Genomic DNA, 26,335 nt, shown 5'->3' on the forward strand with positions numbered 1-26,335 from the left:
AGAGGGAAGGTTTTGCTAAAACATAGAATAATAACAGCAGTATGGTTAATCCCCTTGGTTATGGGAGCCATATTCTTTTTCCCTGTGGAGTATTTTTCATGGGCGTTGGTTGCGGTCTTTTTAATCGCAGGCAAAGAGTGGGGGCGCATTATTGATAAGCGCTGTAATATTACTCAGTGGAGTTTTACCTTAACGATTGGGATACTGCTTGTTGCACTGAATATGTTAGTGCCGACGGAGCAAGTTTGGTTGAATGGTAGCTTACATCCCATATTTATGGCCATAATGCTGATTGGCGCCATTTGGTGGGCCATTTCATTATTACTCGTGCTCTCTTTCCCGAAAAGCTCCGCCTTGTGGGGCAAAAGTCACATGTTTAAGTCCATGTTTGGGCAGTTGACATTAATCCCTTGTTTTACGGCACTTATTGCACTAAAAGCCTTAAGCAGTGAAGCGAGTCCTTATTATGGTGGCACGTTAGTTTTCTTGGTGATGTTAACAGTATGGGCCACCGATTCAGGCGCTTATTTTGCAGGTAAAGCGTTAGGTAAACACAAGCTAATGCCTAATGTCAGTCCTGCGAAAACCATTGAGGGTCTAGTGGGCGGCCTATTAACCACTATGATTGTTGTCGCTGGCATTATGTATGTTTCGCCAGAGCAAGAAGTGGGCTTAATAATCGCTGTTACGCTATTTGTTGCCTTTGTTTCTGCGGTGGGCGACCTGTCTGAAAGTATGTTCAAACGTGTTGCAGAGATTAAAGATTCTGGGACTATTTTACCTGGTCATGGTGGTGTATTAGACCGTATCGATAGTCTAACCGCTGCGCTACCGGTGTTTACGCTACTTTATATCGCATTTTGGATGTAACCATGCAAAGAATGGTGATTCTAGGAGCCACAGGTTCCATTGGTGCTAGTACCCTGAGTGTTATCGAGCAAAATCCTCAAGACTATTCGGTGCATACCTTGGTAGCGCACCGCAGTGTTGATAAAATGCTTGATTTGTGTCTTAAACACAATCCATCGATAGCCCATATGGTCGACCCTCAAGCGGCCGCCGAATTGCAGCGTCGTTTACCAGCGCATATGGCAATAACTGTTTCATCGGGTGAGGATGAACTGGCAAGCATAGTGGCTTTGCCAGAGGTCGATACCGTGATGGCAGCAATTGTCGGTGCAGCAGGTTTACCTTCTACGCTAGCGGCGGTCAAGGCGGGGAAAAGGGTACTGCTCGCTAACAAAGAATCACTGGTGATGTCAGGGCGATTGTTTATCGACGCCATGCAAGCTTCTGGGGCAACCGTGTTGCCAGTCGATAGCGAGCACAACGCCATTTTCCAGTGTCTGCCAGAAACTGTACAGCAATCTGTTGGTGTGTGCGATCTCACTTCGGCCGGTATTTCCCATATTTTACTTACGGGGTCAGGTGGACCTTTTCTCACCTCGGATCTCGATACCCTGAGTCAGATGACACCCGATCAGGCATGCAAGCATCCCAACTGGTCTATGGGTCGTAAGATTTCGGTCGATTCCGCCAGCATGATGAATAAGGGACTTGAGTATATCGAGGCGCGCTGGTTGTTTAATGCGACTAAAGCACAATTAAAGGTTGTGGTGCATCCGCAAAGCGTGATTCACTCTATGGTGCAATATAAAGATGGTAGTGTGCTGGCCCAGATGGGGAACCCGGATATGCGCACCCCTATTGCTCATTGCATGGCCTATCCACAAAGAATTTTGGCTGGTGTTGAACCTTTAGATTTTTTCAAAGTCGGACAGTTAAGCTTTCTTGAACCTGACTTTGAACGTTTTCCCTGTCTTGCATTAGCAATTGAAGCCTGTGAACAAGGGCAAGAAGCGACGACTGTGCTTAATGCTGCCAATGAAATTTCCGTTGAGGCGTTTCTTGAGGGTAAAATTCGTTTTACTGATATAGCAAAAATTAACGAGTTCTGTTTATTTAGGGTGGTTAAACAGAGTTTAAATACGATTGAAGATATTTTGGCGCTTGATCGCCAAACACGAATTGTTGCTGCTGAATATGTTAAGCGCACGCAATCGTTATAGAGGAGTGTAATGCTGGATTTTTTATGGAACCTAGGTTCCTTTGTCATTGCCTTAGGTGTGTTGATCACTGCGCACGAATATGGACACTTTTGGGTTGCTAGACGTTGCGGCGTTAAGGTCGAGCGCTTCTCGATCGGTTTTGGCAAAGCTATCTGGCGCAAGGTGGGTGCCGATGGGACCGAGTATGTCTTAGCTGTTATCCCGCTCGGTGGCTATGTTAAGATGCTCGATGAGCGTGTTGATGATGTGCCTGAAGCGTTGAAGTCGCAAGCCTTTAATCGAAAGTCGGTATGGCAACGTATCGCCATTGTCGGCGCTGGCCCCATGGCAAACTTCATCTTTGCTATTTTTGCGCTTTATATCATGTATCTCATCGGCGTGCCGTCGTTAAAACCGGTAATTGAATCGACCCAAGTCGATACCCCCGCAGAGATCATCAAAGTTAATAAGCCGATGCAGGTTATTGCTATCGGCGACCAAAGTGTACGCAATTGGGAGGAGGTCACTTATGCCTTAGTTGGTCATATTGGTGACGAGCAAATCTCGATGACTTTGGCACCATTATCAGGCGTGATGGGTGAAGAGCGTACTTACCTGCTCGATACTCGCCAATGGCAGTTTGACCCGGAAAAGCAATCACCAATCACCTCATTAGGTTTAGATATTTATCGCCCCGAGATCTCACCGACGTTAGGTTTAGTTAGTGATGACGGTGCAGCGCATGCGGCTGGCGTAAAAGTTGGCGATACCATAATCGCTATCAACGGCAGTTCCTATCGCGATTGGGATAGCTTTGTTGAGCAGATAAAAGCCTCGGCCAATAAAACCGTTAGCATCACTGTAAAGCGAAACGGTGAACAGCTTAAGCTAAGCGTTACACCCAAAGCGCGTACGTTAGATGATGGCAGTGTCGAAGGCGTTATTGGTGTGGCGCCAAATCAAGCTCCTTGGCCTGAAGAGATGCGTCTTCAGTTAGAGTATGGCTTTGGTGAATCTTTTGTGGTTGCTGCAGATAAAACGTGGCAACTTGTGTCAGTCAGCATTAAGATGATTGGCAAATTGTTTACTGGCGATGTGTCGGTGAAGAATCTCAGTGGTCCTATTTCCATTGCACAAGGTGCGGGAAGTAGTGCTAACTATGGGTTAGTTTATTTTTTAGGATTCCTAGCATTAATTAGCGTGAATTTAGGCATTATTAATTTATTGCCTTTACCCGTGCTAGATGGTGGGCATCTGTTATATTACTTCATCGAAGTGATCACAGGCAGGCCTGTACCAGAAAAGGTACAGGAAATTGGATTCAGATTTGGGGCAGCTATGCTGCTAATGTTGATGAGTATCGCCCTTTTCAATGATTTTTCCCGACTCTGAGCAAGGACACACACATAATTAGAAGTGCTCTATGAGATTGAATAAAATTTTTGCCTCGATGTTATTAGTCGGTGCGTCTTTATCAGGGAACGGTTGGGCAGAGACATTCCAGCCATTTGAAGTTACCGACATACAAGTGCAAGGCTTGCAACGTGTTGCGCTTGGTGCCGCCTTGTTGAATATTCCTATTAAAGTGGGAGATACCGTCGACGAAACGCGTTTGCAACAAGCGATCAAGAGCTTATATTCGTCGACTAACTTTGAACATATTGAAGTCGCCCGAGACGGAAGTGTGCTTGTGGTGACCGTAAAAGAACGTCCAACTATCAGCGTGGTCTCTTTCGAGGGTAACAAAGATATTAAGGATGAGCAGTTACAAGAAAGTCTTGATGGTAGTGGCGTTAAAGTCGGTGAGTCTTTGGATCGCACCATGCTTAGCGGCATCGAAAAAAGCCTACAAGATTTCTATTATGGTGTTGGTAAATACGGCGCCAAAGTTGAAGCGCAGGTGATAAATCTACCCCGTAATCGTGTCGAACTTAAATTTAAGTTCACTGAAGGTTTAGCGGCAGAGATCCATCAAATCAATGTGGTCGGTAATACCGTATTTACCGATGCCGAGTTGATCGGAATGCTTGAACTTAAAGATTATGTCGCTTGGTGGGATCTCTTTGGTGAGCGTCGTTACCAGAAGCAAAAGCTGCAAGCAGATCTTGAGACAATCAAAACCTTTTATCATAATCGTGGTTATATTCGATTCGATGTCACTTCGACTCAGGTGGCGATGACGCCAGATCGCAAAGGACTCTATATCACAATTAACGTCAATGAAGGTGAGCAGTATAAGGTGAAAGACGTTAACCTTACTGGTGATCTGATGGGGCGCGAAGAGGTGATGCAGGCGATTTTACCTATTAAGGTCGGCGATACTTACAACGGCGGAGATGTCACTTTTACCGAAGAGATGTATGGTAAATATCTTGGTCGTTTCGGTTATGCCTACCCAGAAGTGAAGACTTTTCCTGAAATTGACGATGAGACCAAAGAGGTCACACTCAACGTTAATATTAAACCGGGTAAGCGGGTTTATGTTCGCAGTATTAACTTCACTGGTAACCAAGTCACCAAAGATGAAGTGCTGCGCCGAGAGCTCCGCCAGATGGAAGGTGCCTGGTTAAATTCAGCGCAAGTTGAGCAATCAAAAGCACGTCTTAATCGTTTAGGGTATTTTGAAACGGTTGATACTCAAACAGTTCAAGTGCCAGGCACTGACGATCTTGTCGATGTTGCTTTTAACGTGAAAGAGCAGCCTTCTGGCTCATTTAACGCGGGTGTTGGTTATGGTACTGAATCGGGTCTTAGCCTGCAGTTTGGTGTTCAACAAAGTAACTTCCTAGGTACAGGCAATCAGGCTGGAATAAACCTCAATACCAATAAATACTCTAAAAACGTTAATATTTCTTATACCGATCCTTATTTTACTAAAGATGGTGTCAGCTTGGGTGGAAGCCTTTTCTGGAGTGAGTTTGATGCAAATGAGGCTAACTTAGAACGTTATAAGAATAGCTCTTATGGTGTTACATTGAATTCGGGTTTCCCGATCAATGAATACAATCGTATTAACGGCGGTTTAGGCTATCGTCATAACGAAATCTCTGAGATTTCAGGTTATGAACAGGCCTTGCGTTTCTATAACATTTACCGTGATATAAATGATCCAGAAGCCGATCTCGCATTCGATAACTTCGAGCTAAATCTTGGTTGGTATCGCAGTACCCTAAACCGAGGCACTTTCCCAACAAATGGTTCATCACAACGTTTAAGCGGTAAGATGACTGTACCTGGGTCTGATCTACAATATTTTAAGACTGATTTCGATACCAGTTTTTACTGGCCAATTACCCGAAGTCACAGCTTTGTATTCTTGACTAAAGCCCGTTTAGGTTATGGTAATGGTTATGGCCAATTTGATAGAAATGACCAAATTCTGCCCTTCTGGGAAAACTATTACTCTGGTGGTAGCAGCTCACTACGTGGCTTTAAATCTAATTCAGTCGGTCCGCGTTCATTCTACTTATATCGTGGTAGTGAACCTTGTTCACCAGATCCGTCGGGTGATGGCTGTTTGCTTCCAGGCGATCCTAATCGTGTAACGGTAAGCGATGGACGCTCTATTGGTGGTAATGCTATTGCGACAGCGACGATAGAAGTGATTGTACCGACCCCGTTTTTGGATGAGGCTTATAGCAACTCAGTACGGACCAGTTTCTTTGTTGATGCTGGTAACGTTTGGGATACCGAGTTTGACTATGACTCATATAAATTCTTGCCAGCAGAGCAGTTTGCTAAGCTAGAAGATTACTCAGATCCAGGTCGTATCCGTGCGTCTGCGGGTATGAGTGTACAATGGTTGTCGCCTATGGGACCTATGGTATTTAGTCTTGCATGGCCAATCAAAGAATATGAAGATGACGATACCGAAATCTTCTCGTTCAACATTGGTAAAACTTTCTAAAGTAGAGCTAATTTAAATAAAAATATTCGGCAGGTTTTGCTGACAATAAGGAGTTTATTTTGAATAAGATGTTTAATCGCGCAATGATGGTTTTGGTTCTTTTAGGTGCACCAATTGCTGCGCAAGCTGAGAAAATTGCGGTTGTTGATATGCAAGCGGTATTTGAACAATTACCTCAGCGTGAAGAAGTGAGCAAAACCCTTAAAACGGAATTTGGTGACCGTGTTGCCAGTGTGCAAAAGATGCAAGACGAGTTGCGCACTATGCTTGAAACTCAGCAACGTGATGCAGCGTTGATGAGCGAAACTCAAAAGACTGAAATGTTACGTAAGATGGAATCAATCAAAGCCGAATTACAGCTTAAAGGTAAGGCTCTTGATGAAGATATGCGTCGTCGTAACGGTGAAGAGCAAAACAAGTTGCTAGTTAAAGTTCAAAAAGCGATTAGCGCAATTGCTGAGAAAGAGCAATATGACGTAGTGCTTCAGCGCGGTGCTGTTATTTACGTTAAACCTGCTTCAGATATCAGCAGCAAAGTTGTTGAAGCGTTGAGTAAAGGCTAACGATCGATGACAAGCTACACATTGAGAGAGATTGCCACTCACTTAAATGCCGAAGTACAAGGTGATGACACGGTTAAAATTAACCGTGTTGCCACGCTAGAAAATGCACAGGTCGGTGAGATCTCTTTTTTAGCCAATCCTAAATACCAAAGCCAACTCGAAGGCACTTTCGCTTCTGCAGTGTTGTTGTCGCCTAAGAGTGCCGAAGGCTTTGAGGGTAACGCCATCGTACTTAAGGATCCTTATGTTGGTTTTGCTAGGGTTGCCCAGTTACTGGACTCAACCCCAAAAGCGGCTGAATCAGTCCATCCTAGTGCGGTAATTGATCCTTCGGCTATGTTGGGAGAAGGCATAGCAATAGGTGCTAATGTGGTAGTTGGTCCAAATGTTATTATTGGGGAAAATGTCCAGATTGGTCCTGGTTGTGTAATAGGGCAAGATTCTATTATCGGTTCAGGTACAATTTTATGGGCCAATGTCACCCTCTATCATGACGTTCACCTAGGTCAGAGCTGTATCATCCATTCGGGTAGCGTGATAGGTTCCGACGGTTTTGGTTATGCTAATGAGCGTGGTCAATGGATCAAAATCCCCCAAACGGGTGGCGTACGTATTGGTAATAATGTCGAAGTCGGTGCTTGTACTAGCATAGATAGAGGCGCTATAGACCATACCGAAATCCATGATGGTGTGATTATTGACAATCAAGTACAGATTGCCCATAACGTGGTGATTGGGGCTAATAGTGCATTGGCTGGTGGTTCAATCATTGCTGGTAGTGTCACAATTGGTAAGTATTGCATTGTAGGCGGTAATAGCGCTGTTGCTGGGCATTTATCTATTGCAGATGGTACCCATGTCTCGGGTGGAACAAACGTCACGAGTGTTATCAGGGAGCCTGGTGTATACTCTTCGGCTACCGTCGCGATGGAAAACAAAGTCTGGCGCCGAAATACGGTTAGATTTAGACAGCTAGACGAGTTATTCCAGCGCGTTAAAAAGCTTGAAAAAAACGTTAAATCAGATGATTAACTGCCTTTGGCAGCTAAGGAAGTTATTGAGTGTCAAATCAATTAAACACAATGGATATCAAAGAGATCCTGAAGTTTCTACCTCACAGATATCCGTTTTTATTGATCGATAGAGTTCTAGACTTTACGCCAGGCGAAACACTGCATGCGATCAAAAATGTGACCATTAATGAGCCGTTTTTTCAAGGTCATTTCCCTGTACAGCCTGTGATGCCTGGTGTATTGATCCTTGAGGCGATGGCTCAGGCGACTGGCTTGTTAGCATTTAAGACGATGAGCGATGCGCCTTCAAATGATGCTCTATATTATTTTGCCGGTATTGATAAGGCGCGTTTCAAACGTGTTGTCGAACCTGGTGATCAACTTCATTTTGAAGTAAAAATGATTAAAGAACGCCGCGGGATTGGGGTGTTTACCGGTGAAGCCAAGGTGGATGGTGAACTAGTTTGTTCAGCTGAAATCATGTGTGCCCGTAGAGAGATTAGCAAGTGATCGATAAGTTAGCGTTTGTACATCCAGATGCCAAGATAGGCAATAATGTCACCATAGGTCCGTGGACTTATATTGGTGCTGATGTCGAGATTGGTGACGACTGTCACCTTAGCTCCCATGTTGTGGTCAAAGGACCTACGGTTATTGGCAAAGGGAATCGCATTTTCCAGTTCGCCTCTGTGGGTGAAGATTGCCAAGATAAGAAGTATGCTGGCGAGGCAACACGTCTTATCATAGGTGATAACAATGTGATCCGAGAGTCGGTAACGATTCATCGTGGCACCACCCAAGATAAGGGTGAGACCATCATTGGTTCTAACAATCTGTTTATGGCCTATGTCCATATCGCTCATGATTGTGTGGTGGGTAATAACGTCATCATGGCCAATAACGCCTCTATCGCTGGCCACGTACATGTGGGTGACTGGGCGATTTTAGGTGGTATGACTGGAGTACATCAGTTTGTTCATATTGGTGCCCATGCATTTACAGCGGGTTACTCCTTGATACTGCAAGATGTACCACCATTTGTGATGGCTTCTGGTCAACCTGCGATACCTCGCGGACTTAACAGTGAAGGGCTTAAGCGTCGTGGTTTCTCTAAAGAGAGCCAGATCGCGGTACGCCGAGCTTATAAGACGCTCTATCGTAAAGGATTAACCATCGATGAAGCTGTTGCGGAATTAGGTGAAGACGTACAAGATGAGCAGGTCAAACTGCTAATGGATTTTGTGGTCAACTCTGGCCGAGGCATCATTCGCTAACTATATGCCTTTAAAAGAAAAGCTCGTTTATACGGGCTTTTTTTTTATGAAGATGAAAACCTAATAATGCACAAAGAATCTAGATATGAGTGAACAACAAAAAATATTTGCCATGGTCGCTGGTGAGCTTTCCGGCGATATCCTTGGCGCTGGATTGATCCGCGCCCTGAAGCAGCAATATCCTGATGCCAGATTTATTGGGATCGGCGGCCCACAGATGGATGCCTTGGGGTTTGAGTCGCTATTTTCCTTTGAGGAGTTGGCGGTAATGGGGATTGTTGAGGTGTTGTCGCGTTTGCCTAGATTACTCAAAGTGCGTAAGACCCTGATTGATGAGATCTCGGCGCTAAATCCTGATTGCTTTATTGGTATCGACGCTCCCGATTTTAATATTGGTTTAGAGTTAAAACTAAAGCTGCGCGGCATTAAAACCGTACATTATGTTAGCCCCTCTGTATGGGCATGGCGTCCTAAGCGTATCTTCAAAATAGCGAAAGCAACCAATATGGTATTGTCGTTATTACCCTTTGAGAAGGCGTTTTACGATAAATATAATGTACCATGCACGTTTGTTGGTCATACCCTCGCCGATGATATTCCTATGGTGAGCGATAAAGGCGCGGCGCGCGCCGTATTAGGTCTAGAACCTGAGGCTGAATACTTGGCCGTGTTGCCTGGCTCTCGTGGCGGAGAGCTAAAGCAACTAGCAGAGCCTTTCGTTAAAGCGGTAAAAATACTGCATCAAGATTATCCCGATCTTAAATTTGTTACCCCCTTAGTCAATGCTCAGCGCCGAGTTCAATTTGAGGAGGCGTTAAAAGCGTTTGCCCCCGACCTAGAGATCCACCTCGTCGAAGGGCAATCTCGAGTTGTGATGGCGGCAGCCGATGCTATTTTGCTGGCATCTGGCACTGCGACCCTCGAGGCGATGTTGGTAAAAAGGCCAATGGTTGTCGCTTACAGAGTGAGTCCGATCACTTATAAGATTGCTAAGCGGATGATGCAGATAGAAAGATACTCTCTACCTAATCTATTAGCCGGGGAAGATATTATTCCTGAACTCATTCAAGTTGATTGCACACCAGATAAGATCGCTGAGGCGGTTTCTGCCCAGTTAGACAGCGATCATCGTCCACTGATGACAACGTTCACCGCTATGCATGAGCAATTGCGGTGTAATGCAAGTCAGCGAGCGGCAGAAGCTGTGATGACCTTGGTGGAGAAGAGATAAAGATGGCGACGTTTAAACATATTACTCCAGAGCAAGTGACAGTATTGTGCAGCGGTTATTATGCCGGTGTAGATGAAGTGGGCCGCGGCCCGTTAGTCGGCGATGTGGTCACAGCGGCGGTGGTGCTCGATCCTCAAAACCCGATATTAGGTTTAAATGATTCTAAAAAGCTGTCAGAGAAGAAGCGCTTAGCGCTATTTGATGAGATCTACGAGAAGGCACTTGATGTGTCGGTAGGCCGCGCAACGCCTAACGAGATTGATGAGCTTAATATCTTGCATGCGACAATGTTGGCAATGCAGCGTGCGGTGGCGGGTCTTCGCGCGCGACCTGAACGCATATTAGTCGATGGCAATCGGGTGCCAGATTTTGGCGTACCGGGTTGTATTGAAGGCGGTGTTGAAAGCCATGCGGTTATCAAGGGGGATGGCTTGATCGCGGGTATAAGTGCCGCATCGATCATCGCTAAAGTGATACGTGATAAAGAGATGGATGAGCTGGATGCGCGTTACCCGCAGTTTGGCTTTGCTAAGCACAAAGGTTACCCGACAAAAGCGCATTTCGAAGCCCTAGAGCAACACGGCGTATTGAACGAACATCGTAAGAGTTTTCGGCCAGTAAAAGAGCGTTTAGAAGCGCAATAATTGCTTATTGCTAGCCCCGCACCGGCTGGGCTAGCTTGGTAAGCGTGAGTCTGTTAATCTCAATCTGTTATTCTCAAAGGGCGATATCCGCCCGCCCAAATAATAAAAGATACTATCAACTATGTCTGAACCTCGTTTCGTGCATCTGCGCGTTCACAGTGATTTTTCTATGTCTGATGGCCTCGCGAAAGTGAAGCCTATTCTTGCTAAAGCCAGCGAACTTGAAATGGCAGCGCTTGCCTTGACCGACAAGACCAACCTGTGTGGTTTGGTTAAGTTTTATAGCGGATGCCATGGAGCGGGGATAAAGCCAATTATTGGCACTGATTTTTCGATGCTGGTGCCAGGATTTGAAGATGAGTTCTGTTCAATCACAGTGCTCGCCATGAATAACGAAGGTTATAAAAATCTGACTTTGCTGATCAGTGATGCCTATTTACGTGGTCATATTCGAGACCGCGCGGTCATAGATCAAGAGTGGTTGATTAAGTATAGTGAAGGGCTCATTTTGCTCTCTGGCGCCAAAGATGGTGATGTAGGCAAGGCGCTGTTAAAAGGGAATACTGGGCAGGTTGACTCTTTGATTGAGTTTTATCAAACCCATTTCCCCGAGCGATATTATCTTGAGTTAATTCGTACTGGCCGTGCCGATGAAGAGCGTTACCTGCATATGGCGGTAGAGTTGGCGACTCAAAAAGGACTCCCTGTCGTTGCCACTAACCAAGTGGTGTTTATTCAACCCGAGCAGTTTGAAGCACATGAGATCCGCGTAGCGATTTCCGATGGTTATACTCTGGCCGATCCTCGTCGCCCGAAAACCTATAGTGAGCAGCAGTATTTTCGCTCGCAAGATGAGATGTGTGAACTGTTTGAGGATATTCCTGAAGCGATTATCAACACGGTTGAGATCGCTAAACGTTGTAACGTCACGGTTAGGCTCGGAGAGTATTTCCTGCCTAACTTCCCCACGGGTGAGCTTTCAATCGAAGACTTTCTTGTAGAAGCCTCTAAGAAGGGGCTTGAAGAGCGTCTTGAGTTTTTGTTCCCCGATGAGCAAGAGCGTATTGCGCGCCGCAGCGAGTATGATGAGCGGCTAGATGTCGAATTGACCGTGATTAATAACATGGGTTTTCCCGGTTACTTCCTTATCGTAATGGAGTTTATTCAATGGGGTAAAGATAACGGTATCCCTATTGGTCCAGGTCGTGGTTCGGGGGCTGGCTCGTTAGTGGCTTACGCGCTTAAAATTACCGATCTTGATCCGCTAGAGTTTGACCTACTATTCGAACGTTTCTTGAACCCTGAACGGGTATCCATGCCCGATTTCGACGTCGATTTTTGTATGGACCGCCGTGACGAGGTGATCGATCACGTGGCCGAGCTTTATGGCCGCGATGCGGTATCACAGATCATAACTTTCGGTACCATGGCAGCGAAAGCGGTGGTACGAGATGTTGGCCGTGTGCTCGGTCATCCCTATGGTTTTGTTGACCGAATTTCGAAAATGATCCCCGCAGAGCCGGGGATGACGCTAGCTAAAGCCTTTGAGGCAGAGCCAGCGCTTCCTGAGGCTTATCATGCCGATGAAGAAGTCAAAGATCTCATCGATATGTGCCGCATCTTAGAAGGTGTGACGCGTAACGCGGGTAAACATGCGGGTGGTGTGGTGATCGCGCCCACGGTGATCACTGATTTCGCGCCACTTTATTGTGACTCCGAAGGTCATAATCCGGTCACCCAGTTTGATAAAAATGATGTGGAAACCGCGGGTCTGGTTAAGTTCGACTTCTTAGGACTGAGAACATTAACCATTATTGACTGGGCGTTGCAGATGATTAATCCGCGCCTAGAGAAAGAGGGTAAAGAGCCAGTTAGAATTGAAGCGATTCCGCTCGACGACCCCGCCTCATTTAGACTGTTGCAACGTTACGAAACCACCGCGGTATTCCAGCTCGAATCCCGCGGTATGAAAGATCTGATTAAACGTCTTCAGCCCGATTGCTTCGAAGATATGATCGCACTGGTTGCGCTGTTTAGACCCGGCCCATTGCAGTCTGGCATGGTAGATAACTTTATCGAGCGTAAGCATGGGCGTGAAGAGGTGTCATACCCTGACTCTCAATATCAACATGAGTCGTTAAAAACGCTCCTTGAACCAACTTACGGCATTATCTTGTACCAAGAACAGGTGATGCAGATTGCTCAGGTACTTTCTGGCTATACCCTCGGCGGCGCGGATATGCTGCGTCGTGCTATGGGTAAGAAAAAGCCTGAGGAGATGGCGAAGCAGCGTAGTATTTTCAAAGAGGGTGCCATCAATAATGGTGTCGATGGCGAGCTGTCGATGAAGATCTTCGATTTGGTGGAAAAGTTCGCCGGCTACGGTTTTAACAAGTCTCACTCCGCTGCTTACGCGTTGGTTTCTTACCAAACTTTGTGGCTTAAAACCCACTATCCATCGCAATTTATGGCAGCGGTAATGTCTGCCGATATGGATAACACAGATAAAATTGTGACACTCGTTGATGAGTGCGACCGCATGGGCCTACCTCTGTTACCACCCGATGTGAATAAGGGCTTATTTAGGTTTACCGTCGATGATGACCAAAGGATTGTGTATGGCATCGGTGCGATTAAGGGCGTAGGGGAAGGGCCAGTCGATTCAATTTTAAAAGCGCGTCAAGATGGACCTTTTAAAGACCTATTTGATTTCTGTGCTCGTATCGATTTGAAAAAGCTGAATAAGCGGGTAATTGAAAAGCTTATCTGCGCAGGCGCTTTAGATACATTAGGTCCACATCGCGCCTCGATGATGGCCACCCTGCCAGAGGCTATTCGCGCCGCAGATCAGCATGCAAAAGCCGAGGCTATTGGTCAACATGATATGTTTGGCTTGCTCAACAGTGAACCTGAAGATAGCAAGCAGCAGTTTGTCGAATGTACGCCTTGGCCTGATAAAATTTGGCTAGAAGGCGAGCGTGAAACCTTAGGTTTATACCTCACGGGTCATCCGATAAATCAATATCTTAAAGAGTTGAAGCACTACACTTCGGGTCGTTTGAAAGACGTGCATCCTACCGAGCGGGGTAAAACCATGAAAGCCGCAGGACTTGTTGTCGCTACGCGAGTGATGATGACCAAGCGTGGCTCAAAAATGGGGCTGGTGACGTTAGATGATAAGAGTGCCCGTTTAGAGGTGATGCTGTTTACCGAAGCGTTTGAAAAGTTTGGCCACCTGTTAGAAAAGGACCGCATTTTGATTATTGAAGGAGAGGTCAGTTTCGATGACTTCTCTGGCGGTAATCGTATGACGGCGCGTAATATTATCGATATGGGTGAGGCAAGGAGTCACTTTGCTCAAGCGGTAGAGATCGATGTTGAATCTAACGCCATTGACACTCAGTGGTTAGCCCATTTTGAACAAGCCCTATTGCCGTGGAAGCAGGGCTCAGTACCAGTGATTATTAACTATGCACAGCCTCAGGCTAAGGCACAATTTAAGCTTGGTGATGAGTGGCGGGTTAACCCCACCGATGAGCTAATGTTGGCTCTGGAGACGTTAACGGGTTCTGATAAGGTTAGGATAGTGTTCTAAATGGAAACTCCATCATTTTCTCCCGCAACTAAAATCGCCGCCTTGATAGAGCAACTTGGGCCAGCGCCTGAGACTAAGTTAGTGCTTGCCTACAGTGGCGGCGTTGATTCACAAGTGTTGGCAGCGGGATTGGCTGAGTTTGCTCAATCACATCCAGAGCTTAATTATCTGCTCGTCCATGTACATCATGGTTTAAGTGCTAATGCGGCTCAGTGGGCGAAGCATTGTGAGTTGATGGCGGATCAATATGGTTTACCGATTAAGGTAAAACAGGTAAAGGTTGAATCAGGGCCTAGAGTCAGTATAGAGGCAGCGGCTCGAGATGCGCGATATGCCGCGTTAACCCAAGAGTTATCGGCAGGCGATCTGCTACTGACCGCGCATCATCAAGATGATCAACTGGAAACCTTGTTATTGGCACTTAAGCGTGGTCTCGGTCCTAAGGGATTAGCGGCGATGGGCCAATTGCAGGTGTTTGCTGAGCATGCTTATTTAGTGAGGCCGTTATTGGACGTGCAGCGCCAAGAGATAGAAGAATACGCTAAGCTTCATCATATTGCGCATATTGAAGATGAGAGTAATCAAGATAATCGTTTCGATAGAAACTTTTTACGCCTCGATGTCATACCTGCGTTAAAAGCGCGCTGGCCCGCCATTGCGGCAACAGTTTCTCGCAGCGCACAACTTTGCGCCGAGCAGCAAGCGCTGATTGATGACGAGGTGGGCGCTCGCTTACCTGGCATGATAGTAAAAATACCGAATTTGGCTAAGCCAGTATTAGATTTACGCTTGTTGGCGCAGCACAGTGAGTTATGGCGTGCGCAGTTACTACGGGGGTTTATTGACTCTTTAGGGTTTGCGATGCCATCATCGGTACAGTTAAAACAGATTTTGTCTCAGTTATTGCTGGCGAAAGAGGATGCTAAAGTCGAAATAAGGCTTAAATCTATGGTGTTGCGCCGTTTTCGACATCATCTTTATATTGATAAATATCAACCGTCTCCTAAGTTGATGCCTAAAGAGATCGCTATTAGCGATAACGGGTCACAAGGTTGGGAAATCGCAAACAACATCAAGCTTAATGCGAGCATTTGTGATGAAGGGGTTCGGCTGCGATTGCCACAATCAAACGAGCTGGTGAGTATTCGTTTTGGCGCGTCAGGTGCTATACGTTGTCATCCCCATTTTCGTGATAAGGGCCGCGAATTAAAAAAACTCTGGCAGGAGCTTGCGGTGCCGCCTTGGCTAAGGGATCAAGTTCCGCTGATCTATTTCAATGATAAGTTAGTTGCAGCGGTTGGTTACTGGGTTGAGAAACGTTTTATCGCACTAGGCACCGATGTCGGCCTTCGATTTGAAATGATCAAGAGCGTTGAGTGAGTTGCCTGTGTGGGTTTGGCTGTTGTAGATCTGGCGGTGGTCAATCGCGTGTGGCTAGTAAAGATAAGCGCATGCACGTACCCATGCTTTTTTACCTATTCTGGCGTCCTATCTATTAGCAATTGAAAAACTTTTATGTCAGATTTTAATTAGCGAATCTAAAGCCCGCCGCTCAAGATGTAGCTATGCTTTTTTTCATCATCTAGGATAAGTTCTCTCATCACCTTAGATAAGTTACTCTGAGTTTAGGTTTTCTGAGCTTAGATTCTCTGAGTTTAAGTTAGTTAGTTTTGCTCATTGATTCTATAGCAGCGACGTCCCGCAGCTTTAGCTGAATAGAGCGCCTTATCTGCCCGTAGATAGAGATCGGATGCGCTATCTCCCTTTTGCCACTGGGCAACGCCTAGACTCGTTTGTACCTTAAACTTATTTAACAGTGAATTACTGTCGATCATGTTCAGTACTCGTTCACACATGATGCTGGCAGCCTTTGCATCCCCTTGGATAATCACGGTGAATTCATCGCCACCAATTCTGAATGCCTGATCGCTTTCTCTAATGGCTCGATTAAGAGTTTGCGCAAAAACGCTTAATACATCGTCGCCAACAAGGTGTCCATGTTTATCATTTAGCAGCTTAAAATTATCAAGATCTAAGACAACTAAGGATAATGCCTCTCCATGACGTTGTACTCGCGCCAGTGATTGCTTAAGATTCTCAATATAATAATGACGGTTACCTAATTGCGTTAATGCGTCATACATCGCCTGCTGTGCCATCAATTCATACTCTATCGCATTGATGAGCGGACGTAGTAGCAGCCCTTGTAATTGGTAAAGTAGTTCGGCTTGTGAAGTTAACATTGGCGAACTTAATCGATAATGTAAACATGCCTTGTTGCCGTCAAGTGAGACATTTTGCTTCACAACCAAACCTTGCTCAGAGCCCCAGCTTAGCTGATACTCTTTAAAGTGCAGTTTTATGCCTAGGACAGGCAAATGCTGTCCCATTATCTTGCCGAAGCAGGCAAATACCGTCCGTGGATCTAAGCTTTCATGTAGCTGCTGAATTATGGTTATCAAGTTTGGCGAGCCGTTACCGGAGTGACGGTATTCTGGTTGATATCGAAATTCGCTAGGCGAAAATTCTGTCGCTAAAGCAAAGTCCATAGTGTTTACTCCACAATAAATCGGACTAGTGATAGCTTGTATAAAGCAAATATCATGCCTAATATTTAATGGGGGATTTATCTATATTTGTCATTTAGTTAATCACTTTGTTACATTGGTCTTCTAACCTGTCAGCTTTTTGACGATGGACTTAAACATGACGGAAGTGGTCTGTTTTTGATGATTATGTTGGGAAGGTCGTGTTGAGTAAGTTATGCAGAGTTAGGTGTGCAAAGCATTTTCGTTATTCCATGCAGAGGCTTTGCGCATAAGGTAGGACATACTCAAATGTTAAGTTTTAGCATTGCTGCAATTAAAATCGCTGGTACAGGAATCGCTGAAAATAGGAACGGCCAAGGCTATAACGATCAACACCGAAAATGGAGCCCTAATGGAACATAGCTTTCTGATTAAAATATTGTTGATGTTAGTCATTGCCATAGTATCGATAGCCTTATTTAAGCGGGCAGGGTTGCCTGCGATTTTAGCTTATCTGGTAACGGGCGTAATAAGCGGTCCCTCTGTTTTCAATTGGTTTAGTCAACAACAGATCCACTCAGTTGCTGAGTTAGGCGTGGTGCTGTTGATGTTCTCCCTCGGATTAGAATTCTCTTTACCGCGTTTATGGGCGATGCGTCGTACTGTATTTGGTTTAGGCAGTGCTCAGGTTTTTGTCACCGTGGTACTGACCATGTGTATCTGCATGCTCTTAGGGCTTAATCTGAATGAGGCGATTGTGGTTGGGGCGGCAGTGGCACTTTCATCTACAGCGATTGTCCTCAAGTTACTTAATGAACGTGGATGGCTTCGAAGACGACATGGCGAGTTGTCAGTCAGTGTGCTCTTATTCCAAGATCTAGCCGTCGTGCCGCTGCTCATTTTAATGCCGTTATTAGCATCAGATGGCGAGGTGCTTAGTTGGCATCAAATCCTTTGGGCGATCGGTGAGGGCTTACTAGCATTTATTGTATTGATGGCTTTTGGTAAATGGGCACTGCCTAAGCTGTTCGATGAAGTTGCTCGCTCGCGTTCAAATGAACTGTTTGTGTTATCGACATTAGTTGTTGCGCTGGTGACAGGGGCTTTTACTCAATGGATTGGGTTATCGATGGCTCTCGGTGCGTTTATGGCCGGGATGCTATTAGGCGAGAGCCAATATAAGCGACAGCTTGAAGCGGATATTCGTCCGTTTCGAGATCTGTTAATGGGGCTGTTTTTTATCTCCATTGGCATGTTACTCGACTTCAGTTTGGTCATTACATTCTGGTGGCAGGTGTTACTGTTAGTTGTCGCGGTTATCCTTGCTAAAGCATTGATTGTTTTTGGGTTGCTTCGAACAGCGAAAGAGTCTTTTAGGACCTCAGTATCCAGTGCGATTAGTCTGGCACAGGTGGGTGAGTTTAGTTTTGTGGTATTAGCCTTAGCTGTTAATTATCAGCTGCTCGATATTACCTTGAGCACGAAGCTGGTGGTGGTAGCGGTGTTATCTATGGCCGTTGCGCCTTGGCTAGTCAAGCACAGTGTCGATATTGCGCGCCGCCTACACGGGGTTAAATCGTCCCAGCAAGCTGAATCTGAGCAGATCCCAACTATTGAGCATGCCAACGATCTCGTGCTGATTTTAGGTTATGGTCGCGTCGGCCAAACTATCGCTCGCTTTATGAAAACAGAGGCAATTCCATATTTAGTGTTAGATCTTGACCCGACCCGGGTTTCTGAGGCGCGTCGTGCTGGTGAACCTGTCTATTTTGGCGATGTGTCTAAGCGAGCCATATTAAAACAGGCGCAAATAAAGGACGCGAAGTTAATCGTCTTAACATTTGACGGTGCTCGGGTATTGGAGGAAGTGTTGCCGCTTTGTCGTCAATTAGCGCCAGAGGCAAAGATTCTGGTTAGAACCCGTGATGACGAAGGCATTGAGGAGCTTGAGGTGGCTGGCGCGAGTCAAGTGATCCCCGAATCTTTAGAGGGCAGTTTAATGCTTGTGTCTCAAGTGTTGTATCAATGTGGTGTGCCGCTGAACCGTATTTTAAAGCGTTTAGAGTATGAAAGGCGTAACCATTATCAGTATCTGCATGGTTTTTTTTCAGGTGAAGAGACCGACTTTACCTTAGAGTTACTTCATGCGGTGGCCTTGCCTAAAGGCGCGCAAGTGGTTGGCTTAACATTGGCCGATATTCCGTGGGAAAGACTTAGGGTGGAGCTTCGCGCGGTAAGGCGTGCAGGTGCAGAGGTTGAGAGCCCTGATCTCGATTGGCTAATTAGACCTGGCGATATTTTAATTATTTTGGGCAAGCCGCGACGCATAGAGAAAGCGGAGCATTTTTTATTGCAAGGTTAGTCAGTTTAAGCTGGATGTTATATTAATTGGTATCAATATCGAAAAAAGCTTTAATCTCATCTATTTGGCACATCGCATCCTGATAGCCAAGATTAATTAATGCGCTGCAGTAAGATTGTTCGAATAACAGATAGGAGACGATACTCGAATCCGATTGTTGATTGATCCCGATAAGTCGTAGCAGTGCTCGTACCGCCATCGGCATATCATGATAGTGCTGAGCGGCTATCAGGCTCAAGTCTTCACTGGGTTTTATGACCAAAGTGTCGATGGTCTTGAGAGTCGCATGCTGGCGAGCCTCTTCTGGAATCAATTTCAAGGTGCTATTGATACGCTGTAGGCGTTCTAAGTCGCTATTTAGCGTGTCTGAAAATATGGTATCGAGTAGATGGCCCGCAATGGTTGCGGTTTTAGGATGATGCTCCAACTCTTGATGTATCTGCTTATGTGGGCTCTCTAAGTTAATCACCATGATTTTTTCTGCTCCTAAGTGAATAGGGCAGCTCAGGGGCGCTAACTGATGCACTGAACCATCACCGTAATAACCTCGATTGAGTTTTATCGAAGGGAACACTAATGGTATGGCAGCGCTAGCGAGCAGATGTTCGGTGTTAAGGTGAGTTCGTTGTCCCCCTCGTCTTGAGCGAACCCACTCATCAATATCTCGATTGGCCTGAAAAAAAGATACCGAGCGTGATGAGTTATAGCATGATGTATCGATACTGAGTGCATGAAGCGCACCGTTACCAATATTTCTGTCAATACGAGCAAAGTTAATTAGTTGATTTAGCAGTTCACGCAATGGCTCATTATCGAATAAACTGCCGGCGTCAGGGTTTATCTTCTCATCTTGTAAACCCATTAACGCCATTTTAGCTAGGTGTGATAAAACCCCCGAGAAAGATGCTCGATAGATTTTATGGGTATTAAAGTGACGCCAAACCCACTCGAGTTTACGTACCCCAAGATGAAAGCAGGAGGCGTGGGTAGCGATTGAAGTACCATTGATGGCGCCAGCGGAGGTGCCGCAGATAATTTTGAAAGGTATGCCATGATTTCGAGGATAGAATTGCACTATCGCTTTCAGCACGCCAACTTGATAGGCCGCGCGCGCGCCACCACCGCCTAAAACTAACGCTTTTTTATCTGGCAAGTTTGCCCCTTATGCTTCTACTTTGGTGTTAATACGCTGTTGTTTACTCATGTTAGGACCTGTGGCCCCTTATGCTGATTGCTATTAATGGTTAACCAGCGTTATAAATTTAGAATATGTGACCGCAGATTGATGTTCAAGCTAGTAAGGTAAATTTTTGCTTAGCGAAAGTCACAAGCCGTTAACGTGTCTATCACTCTTCTGTACCGCTGCTTGCTATCTCTATTAGTTTGGTCGTTTGTCATGCTTAACGGTTTAGGTATAAAAAGCGCCTGCAAATTGCAGGCGCTAAGGAAAGAACATTAGCGGGGGTAGGGCAAAGACGAGTATAACACCCACTATTTTAGCTCATTTTTACTGAAAACCGACTCATAAGATCGATTGATATCTGCTTATAAACCTCGGTTAATACTGGAAAAACTGACGTAAGAAGGTCAAAATGGGGTCTTTTTATTAACCACTAGTGGTTGTATGATTTTTCATTTAACATCTGCCCCATGTGCAGGTAACAAGGTTATTCTGGATGGGCATTCGGGATTCTTTTTAGCACCACAACCTGTGATCTCAATACCCAGTGAGCCTTTATTACCAGCGAATCTGATTCTGCGTCAGGATGATGTGACTATGGATATTGGCTTTGGTCATGTCGATAGAGATGTCCCCTTTCAGGCTCGCTCGGCTATTGCTATCTTGTATATTTTCTTGGTTATATTTACTGGTGTTGGATTGCAGGATGGCGATATCGATCGGCTGGATCTGTTATTCATTCTGCTTCCATTATCAGGGGTTATTCTGGTTTCAGGGCTAATATTTCTTTGGCGGATTATTCGCCGTCGACAACGCCCTTGCATTCGTTTTAACCGTCAACGACGAGCGTTATGTTATCGTCCTTCGGGCTGTAAAAGCGTTCGCTATGTCGCGTGGGAATCGCTGGTGGCTTATGTTCATAGCGGTGTTTTACATGGTGCTAGTGCGTCTGGAATACCGATTAAAGTGGGTGACTATGGCCTGCGCCTAGCCGAATATAATGAACAGGACAAAACGCTACACTGTTTTTATCAGGGCGAAGGTTTCTTGATAGTCGGCTTCGCTTTGGAACATTGGGAAGCTATTCGTCGGTTTATGGATGAACCTCAAGCCAGCTGGTTGATGCCCGATCAGCCCGTGCCTGATATGCAAAGCTTCCGAAGCCAGCGCAGCGCCTTGTGGCAACGTTTTAAAAACAATCAACATAAACGCTGGCTACACATTAATCTGCGCGATTACAGTCAATCCTGGTTGACCATGGGGTGTTATTACTTGTTTCATCTATTGTTTTGGTGGCAGGTTCCATATCTTTTTTCCAGTTTGTTCTTACGCTTAGCGGCATTAAGACCCTGGTCTGAAGACGTTCTACAATGGTCTGCGCCTTTACCGCAAGCACAATGGATTCAGCCGAGTAAAAGCTACTTTAAGGCGCGTAAAGAACAGTTGAACCGTCAACGTGGACTATAAATAAGCGTAAATCAGGCCAGTCATTGTTGATGACGTAAACTATTCTCTAAGCTCTCTTGTAATGGATGTGCCCCTGCACTAAATACGATGACCAAAGAGATCACGATTAACCTAGGTTGCATGCCAATTAAGATATAGGGAATCTTTGGTATTTCGCGACTAACGCCTTGGGTTAATACCTATTTGTATAAGAAAGCGATCTACTCAGCGTCTTTTTGGCAACTTATTCAGACGAATGGATAATGGAATGCTTGTTAGGCCATTCAACGCAGAAGTAGGCCGGTAAAAAACACGCCTAAAGGCGAGTTTTAGCAAAGCAATGGCTAAACAATGACAGAGTTAACTGTTAGCGAATCTGTGGCGAGTTGATTAAGATAATGATAAGAGGTTGCAGTAGCAATTTGTCGCTCGTTAAACGGTTCATTTATAAAAAAACGCCCAGCATGAGCTGGGCGTCTTTAGTCTCGATTAAGTCTTATTTGGCTGACTTGATAAAGTCGATGATCTGATCGAATGGAATATCTTGCTTTTCACCCGTACGGCGATTCTTATATTCGAATACGCCGCCGTCGATGTTGCGATCGCCAATGACGATAACGTGTGGCAGACCGATAAGCTCCATATCGGCAAACATCACGCCTGGACGCTCTTTACGGTCGTCAAACAGCACTTCGATACCCGCATCGTTAAGGTCTTTATATAGCTGCTCAGCCATATCCTTAACGCGGTGAGATTTGTGCATGTTCATCGGCAAGATACCGACCTTGAACGGCGCAATCGCATCTGGCCAGATGATACCGCGATCATCGTTATTTTGCTCAATAGCCGCTGCCACGATACGGCTCACGCCCACACCGTAACAACCCATTAGTAGGGTTTTTGACTTGCCGTTTTCGTCAAGTACGTTAGCGCCCATCGATTCTGAGTAGTTGGTTCCTAGCTGGAAGATATGACCCACTTCGATACCGCGCAGCAGTCCAATAGTCCCTTTACCACATGGGCTAGCTTCACCTTCGATAACGTTACGTAGGTCGGCAACTTGTGCTTCTGGTAGATCGCGTACCCAGTTGATACCCACATAGTGTTTACCATCTTGGTTAGCACCTGCGGCAAAGTCACTCATGATGTTAACGCTATGGTCAACATAGACAGGGATCGTTAGACCGACAGGACCTAATGAGCCTGGGCCTGCGCCTAGTGCTTTGCGGATATCCGCTTCGTCTGCCATTTCAAATGGGGCTAATACAGCGTCAAGCTTTTCAACTTTAACTTCGTTAAGCTCATGGTCGCCACGAATAATCACCGCAACTAAAGGTGCTTCTTCGGTTGCACCTTTAACGATAATGGTCTTAACGGTTTTTTCGATAGCGATGCCGTGCTGTGAAACGAGCTCTTCAATGGTCTTAGCATTCGGCGTATCGATAATGCTCATTTCAACTGTTGCAGCGCCGCGAGGCTCAGTTGGAATTGGTGCTTCTGCTTTTTCGATGTTAGCGGCGTAATCACTTTCAGTTGAGTAAGCAATTAAGTCTTCACCGCTGTTGGCTAATACGTGGAACTCATGTGACATGCTGCCACCGATAGAACCTGTATCTGCAAGAACAGGGCGGAAAGCCAGACCCATGCGACCTAGGATGTTGCTATAGGCGGTGTACATCGCCTCGTAGGTTTCATCCATGGTTTCTTGATCTAAATGGAAAGAGTAGGCATCTTTCATCAAGAACTCACGTGAGCGCATTACGCCGAAACGTGGACGGACTTCGTCGCGGAATTTTGTCTGGATCTGATATAGGTTCAGCGGCAACTGTTTGTATGAGTTAACCTCTTTACGAATGATATCTGTGATCACTTCTTCATGGGTCGGGCCCAGTACGAAGTCGCGGTTATGTCTGTCTTGGAAACGTAGCAGCTCAGGGCCAAATTTTTCCCAACGGCCAGTTTCAACCCATAAATCTGCCGGTTGAACCATGGGCATTAAGATCTCAACAGCACCTGCATTGTTCATCTCTTCACGAACGATGGCTTCGACCTTACGCAGAACACGTAAGCCTGTCGGCAACCAGCTGTAAAGACCTGATGCGTTACGACGGATCATACCCGCGCGTAGCATTAATTGATGACTAACCACCTCAGCGTTTGCTGGGGTCTCTTTTTGTGTTGACAGCAGGTACTTGCTAACTCGCATTCCCAATATCCAGTTATGTTATGAAATAGGCCGACATTTTAGCACCCTGAATGTTGATGTCACCTAGTTTGTTGACACGGTTATTACTCGGTTAATTTATGACGCTTGCTTCGCAAGCAGGGAGTCTGATGAACATAAATACTGACAGCTATCATGGGGCTGTTCGAGAGGGATACGTTACTGTTATCCTTCTATCAAACATAGAGTATTAAGTATAAAAAGGAGAGAAATGAAAGTAAAAGTTTTAGTTGTGTTAGCGATTACTATTGCCCTGTTGGTGTTGTTTCCTCGGTATCAATCGACGCACTTAAAAACCACCTTGACCAATGCTCAGGATGATGCCGTATTTTGTGAGACCCATTGGCGCGACTTAGGGTTTAGCAACAAGATGTCAAATGCCGAGTATGATGAATGTGTCGATGCTTACCTTGCAGCGGGGTATTCTATAAGCCGTAATGAGAAGCGTATTGAAAAAGTGGGTGAGCAGTGGTTGCGCTAACATCATGTTGAAAAACGAATAGCGCCTAGAAAAATAGCCAATATGTTAGCGTACTGGCTATTTTTTACGTTACCACATCAGATGATTAATGGCTCAAGCACTGTTAATATCTTCATATAGCTCTTGATACATCAGTTCGCGCATCTTAAATTTTTGAATCTTTCCCGTGACAGTCATCGGGTATTGTTCGACAAATTTGATATACCTTGGCACTTTGAAATAGGCTATTTTCTCAGTGAGGAAATGGCGAATTTCCTGTTCATCTATCTCCGCTAGTGGTTGGACTTTAATCCACACACAAACCTCTTCACCATATTTTTCACTCTGTACCCCAAACACTGCCGCATCTTGCACATCTGGGTGGGTGTAAAGCTTCTCTTCGATCTCGCGTGGATAGATATTCTCGCCACCACGAATGATCATATCTTTGATACGGCCGACGATTTTGACATAGCCTTCGCTGTCCATCTCGCCAATATCGCCTGAATGTAACCAGCCTTCGCTGTCGATAGTGGCTGATGTTTTTTCAGCATCATTCCAGTAGCACTGCATCACACAGTAACCACGGCTGCACACTTCGCCAGGTTGACCCACTGGCAGTATGTCACCAAATTCATCGACGATTTTGACTTGTGTATGGGCTAGCGCTCTGCCAACGGTTGTCACCCGCTTTTCAACCGATGAATCAATTTCGGTCATGTTGTTAATAGGGCTACATTCGGTTTGCCCGTAACCAATGAGCACTTGCTCCATGTACATCTGGGTTTGTACGCGGCGCATCACCTCTTCTGGACAGGTTGCGCCGGCCATGACGCCGGTGCGCAGGGTACTTAGGTCAAATTCACTAAAGCGTGGATGTTCTAACTGCGCAATAAACATGGTCGGTACCCCATGTAACGCGGTGCATTTTTCGGCCTCGACGACTTGTAAGGTGGTTAGCGGGTCGAAAGCGTCGCTTGGGTATATCGCCGCGGCGCCTTTACTGATGCATGACAGGTTGCCTAACACCATGCCAAAACAGTGATACAAGGGTACTGGAATACACAGTCTGTCGTCAGCGCTGAGTTGCATGGCGTTAGCGACCAACAGGCCGTTATTAAGGATGTTATGGTGGCTCAGCGTCGCACCTTTTGGGTTGCCCGTAGTACCAGAGGTCAATTGAATATTGATGGCATCGAAGGGAGATAGACCATCGGCAATCGCGTTTAGCGCAAGTTTGTCGGCATCGCTCAAGGGTCGCTTTAGATCATTAAAATTGAGCATCCCAGGAGACACCTCATCACCCATACGAATAACAAATTCTAGTGAGGGCAATGCGGCAGATGACAATTGCCCAGGAAGAGCGCTGTGTAGTTCGGGGACTAACTCATACAGCATTTGTAAGTAGTTGCTGGATTTAAACTTTTCAGCACAGATAATCGCGCGGCAACCAACATTGTTTAGCGCATACTCTAACTCTTCGGGTCGATAGGCTGGGTTGATGCACACCATGATGGCGCCAATTTTAGCGGTGGCGAACTGGGTTAGGCACCATTCAATATTATTGGGAGACCAGATCCCGACGCGATCACCTGACTTGATGCCAATCGCCAATAATCCTGACGCCAGTTGATCGATTTGGCTTTGATACTCTTGATAGCTCCAGCGAATACCTTGGTGATGCATGACAACAGCAAGCTTATCGGGATTATTATTGGCCATCTCATCGAGATAAGCACCAATGCTTTGCTCAATTAAAGGTTCACTGGTTTGCCCGTTATATTGACTTAGCGATAGGGGGAAATGGTTTTCAGTTGGATATGTCGTTACAGCAGACATAAAGCCTCCATGCGTTAGATG

The 26,335-nt window shown here is 45.7% G+C and carries 19 protein-coding genes; 15 read left to right on the forward strand and 4 right to left on the reverse strand.

The window, feature by feature from the left end; genetic code table 11:
• Window positions 1-12: 12 nt before the first annotated feature.
• From K0I62_RS06145 to tilS, 12 genes are all read left to right on the forward strand, one after another.
• The gene (locus K0I62_RS06145) at window positions 13-870 is read left to right on the forward strand and encodes a phosphatidate cytidylyltransferase (protein ID WP_220070603.1); all 858 of its coding nucleotides are present in this window, start codon (window positions 13-15) and stop codon (window positions 868-870) included.
• 2 nt (window positions 871-872) lie between these two features.
• Window positions 873-2,069, forward strand: a complete 1,197-nt coding sequence (gene ispC, locus K0I62_RS06150; protein WP_220070604.1) for a 1-deoxy-D-xylulose-5-phosphate reductoisomerase — start codon at window positions 873-875, stop codon at window positions 2,067-2,069.
• Window positions 2,070-2,078: 9 nt separating this feature from the next.
• Window positions 2,079-3,440: a sigma E protease regulator RseP gene (gene rseP, locus K0I62_RS06155; protein WP_220070605.1), complete on the forward strand. Its 1,362-nt coding sequence runs from the start codon at window positions 2,079-2,081 to the stop codon at window positions 3,438-3,440.
• Window positions 3,441-3,471: 31 nt separating this feature from the next.
• Window positions 3,472-5,955, forward strand: a complete 2,484-nt coding sequence (gene bamA / locus K0I62_RS06160) for an outer membrane protein assembly factor BamA (protein WP_220070606.1) — start codon at window positions 3,472-3,474, stop codon at window positions 5,953-5,955.
• Window positions 5,956-6,023: 68 nt separating this feature from the next.
• A complete protein-coding gene (locus K0I62_RS06165) occupies window positions 6,024-6,518 on the forward strand; it encodes an OmpH/Skp family outer membrane protein (RefSeq protein WP_220071297.1) in 495 nt (164 codons plus the stop codon).
• A 6-nt stretch (window positions 6,519-6,524) separates the two neighbouring features.
• Window positions 6,525-7,550, forward strand: a complete 1,026-nt coding sequence (lpxD, locus tag K0I62_RS06170) for a UDP-3-O-(3-hydroxymyristoyl)glucosamine N-acyltransferase (RefSeq protein WP_220070607.1) — start codon at window positions 6,525-6,527, stop codon at window positions 7,548-7,550.
• A 29-nt stretch (window positions 7,551-7,579) separates the two neighbouring features.
• Window positions 7,580-8,041: a 3-hydroxyacyl-ACP dehydratase FabZ gene (gene fabZ, locus K0I62_RS06175; RefSeq protein ID WP_220070608.1), complete on the forward strand. Its 462-nt coding sequence runs from the start codon at window positions 7,580-7,582 to the stop codon at window positions 8,039-8,041.
• Entirely contained in the window at window positions 8,038-8,805 is a 768-nt protein-coding gene (lpxA, locus tag K0I62_RS06180) for an acyl-ACP--UDP-N-acetylglucosamine O-acyltransferase (RefSeq protein WP_220070609.1), read from the forward strand. The genes fabZ and lpxA overlap by 4 nt, the downstream gene beginning before the upstream one ends.
• A gap of 85 nt (window positions 8,806-8,890) precedes the next feature.
• Window positions 8,891-10,036 (forward strand): lipid-A-disaccharide synthase, encoded by a 1,146-nt coding sequence (gene lpxB, locus K0I62_RS06185; protein WP_220070610.1) that lies wholly within the window; start codon window positions 8,891-8,893, stop codon window positions 10,034-10,036.
• Window positions 10,037-10,038: 2 nt separating this feature from the next.
• A complete protein-coding gene (rnhB, locus tag K0I62_RS06190) occupies window positions 10,039-10,680 on the forward strand; it encodes a ribonuclease HII (protein WP_220070611.1) in 642 nt (213 codons plus the stop codon).
• A gap of 121 nt (window positions 10,681-10,801) precedes the next feature.
• Entirely contained in the window at window positions 10,802-14,275 is a 3,474-nt protein-coding gene (gene dnaE, locus K0I62_RS06195; RefSeq protein WP_220070612.1) for a DNA polymerase III subunit alpha, read from the forward strand.
• Window positions 14,276-15,655, forward strand: coding sequence for a tRNA lysidine(34) synthetase TilS (gene tilS, locus K0I62_RS06200; protein WP_220070613.1), 1,380 nt, complete (start codon window positions 14,276-14,278; stop codon window positions 15,653-15,655).
• A 284-nt stretch (window positions 15,656-15,939) separates the two neighbouring features.
• Here tilS and dgcS read toward each other — a convergent pair whose 3' ends face one another.
• Window positions 15,940-16,824, reverse strand: coding sequence for a diguanylate cyclase DgcS (dgcS, locus tag K0I62_RS06205; RefSeq protein WP_220070614.1), 885 nt, complete (start codon window positions 16,822-16,824; stop codon window positions 15,940-15,942).
• A gap of 391 nt (window positions 16,825-17,215) precedes the next feature.
• Here dgcS and K0I62_RS06210 point away from each other — a divergent pair, with 391 nt between their 5' ends.
• Window positions 17,216-19,165: a monovalent cation:proton antiporter family protein gene (locus K0I62_RS06210; protein ID WP_220070615.1), complete on the forward strand. Its 1,950-nt coding sequence runs from the start codon at window positions 17,216-17,218 to the stop codon at window positions 19,163-19,165.
• A 22-nt stretch (window positions 19,166-19,187) separates the two neighbouring features.
• Here K0I62_RS06210 and K0I62_RS06215 read toward each other — a convergent pair whose 3' ends face one another.
• Window positions 19,188-20,318: a patatin-like phospholipase family protein gene (locus K0I62_RS06215; RefSeq protein WP_220070616.1), complete on the reverse strand. Its 1,131-nt coding sequence runs from the start codon at window positions 20,316-20,318 to the stop codon at window positions 19,188-19,190.
• A gap of 471 nt (window positions 20,319-20,789) precedes the next feature.
• On the opposite strand from K0I62_RS06215, the gene K0I62_RS06220 reads away from it, so the two are divergent.
• Window positions 20,790-21,812, forward strand: coding sequence for a hypothetical protein (locus tag K0I62_RS06220; RefSeq protein ID WP_220070617.1), 1,023 nt, complete (start codon window positions 20,790-20,792; stop codon window positions 21,810-21,812).
• A 475-nt stretch (window positions 21,813-22,287) separates the two neighbouring features.
• Here the strand turns inward: K0I62_RS06220 and K0I62_RS06225 are convergent, their stop codons facing one another.
• Window positions 22,288-23,997, reverse strand: a complete 1,710-nt coding sequence (locus tag K0I62_RS06225) for a proline--tRNA ligase (RefSeq protein ID WP_220070618.1) — start codon at window positions 23,995-23,997, stop codon at window positions 22,288-22,290.
• Window positions 23,998-24,226: 229 nt separating this feature from the next.
• On the opposite strand from K0I62_RS06225, the gene K0I62_RS06230 reads away from it, so the two are divergent.
• Window positions 24,227-24,496, forward strand: a complete 270-nt coding sequence (locus K0I62_RS06230) for a hypothetical protein (RefSeq protein WP_220070619.1) — start codon at window positions 24,227-24,229, stop codon at window positions 24,494-24,496.
• A gap of 93 nt (window positions 24,497-24,589) precedes the next feature.
• Here K0I62_RS06230 and K0I62_RS06235 read toward each other — a convergent pair whose 3' ends face one another.
• Window positions 24,590-26,314, reverse strand: a complete 1,725-nt coding sequence (locus tag K0I62_RS06235) for an AMP-binding protein (RefSeq protein ID WP_220070620.1) — start codon at window positions 26,312-26,314, stop codon at window positions 24,590-24,592.
• Between the last annotated feature and the right edge of the window lie 21 nt (window positions 26,315-26,335).

It is taken from the genome of Shewanella psychrotolerans, from assembly GCF_019457595.1.
In the GTDB taxonomy this organism is placed as follows: domain Bacteria; phylum Pseudomonadota; class Gammaproteobacteria; order Enterobacterales; family Shewanellaceae; genus Shewanella; species Shewanella psychrotolerans.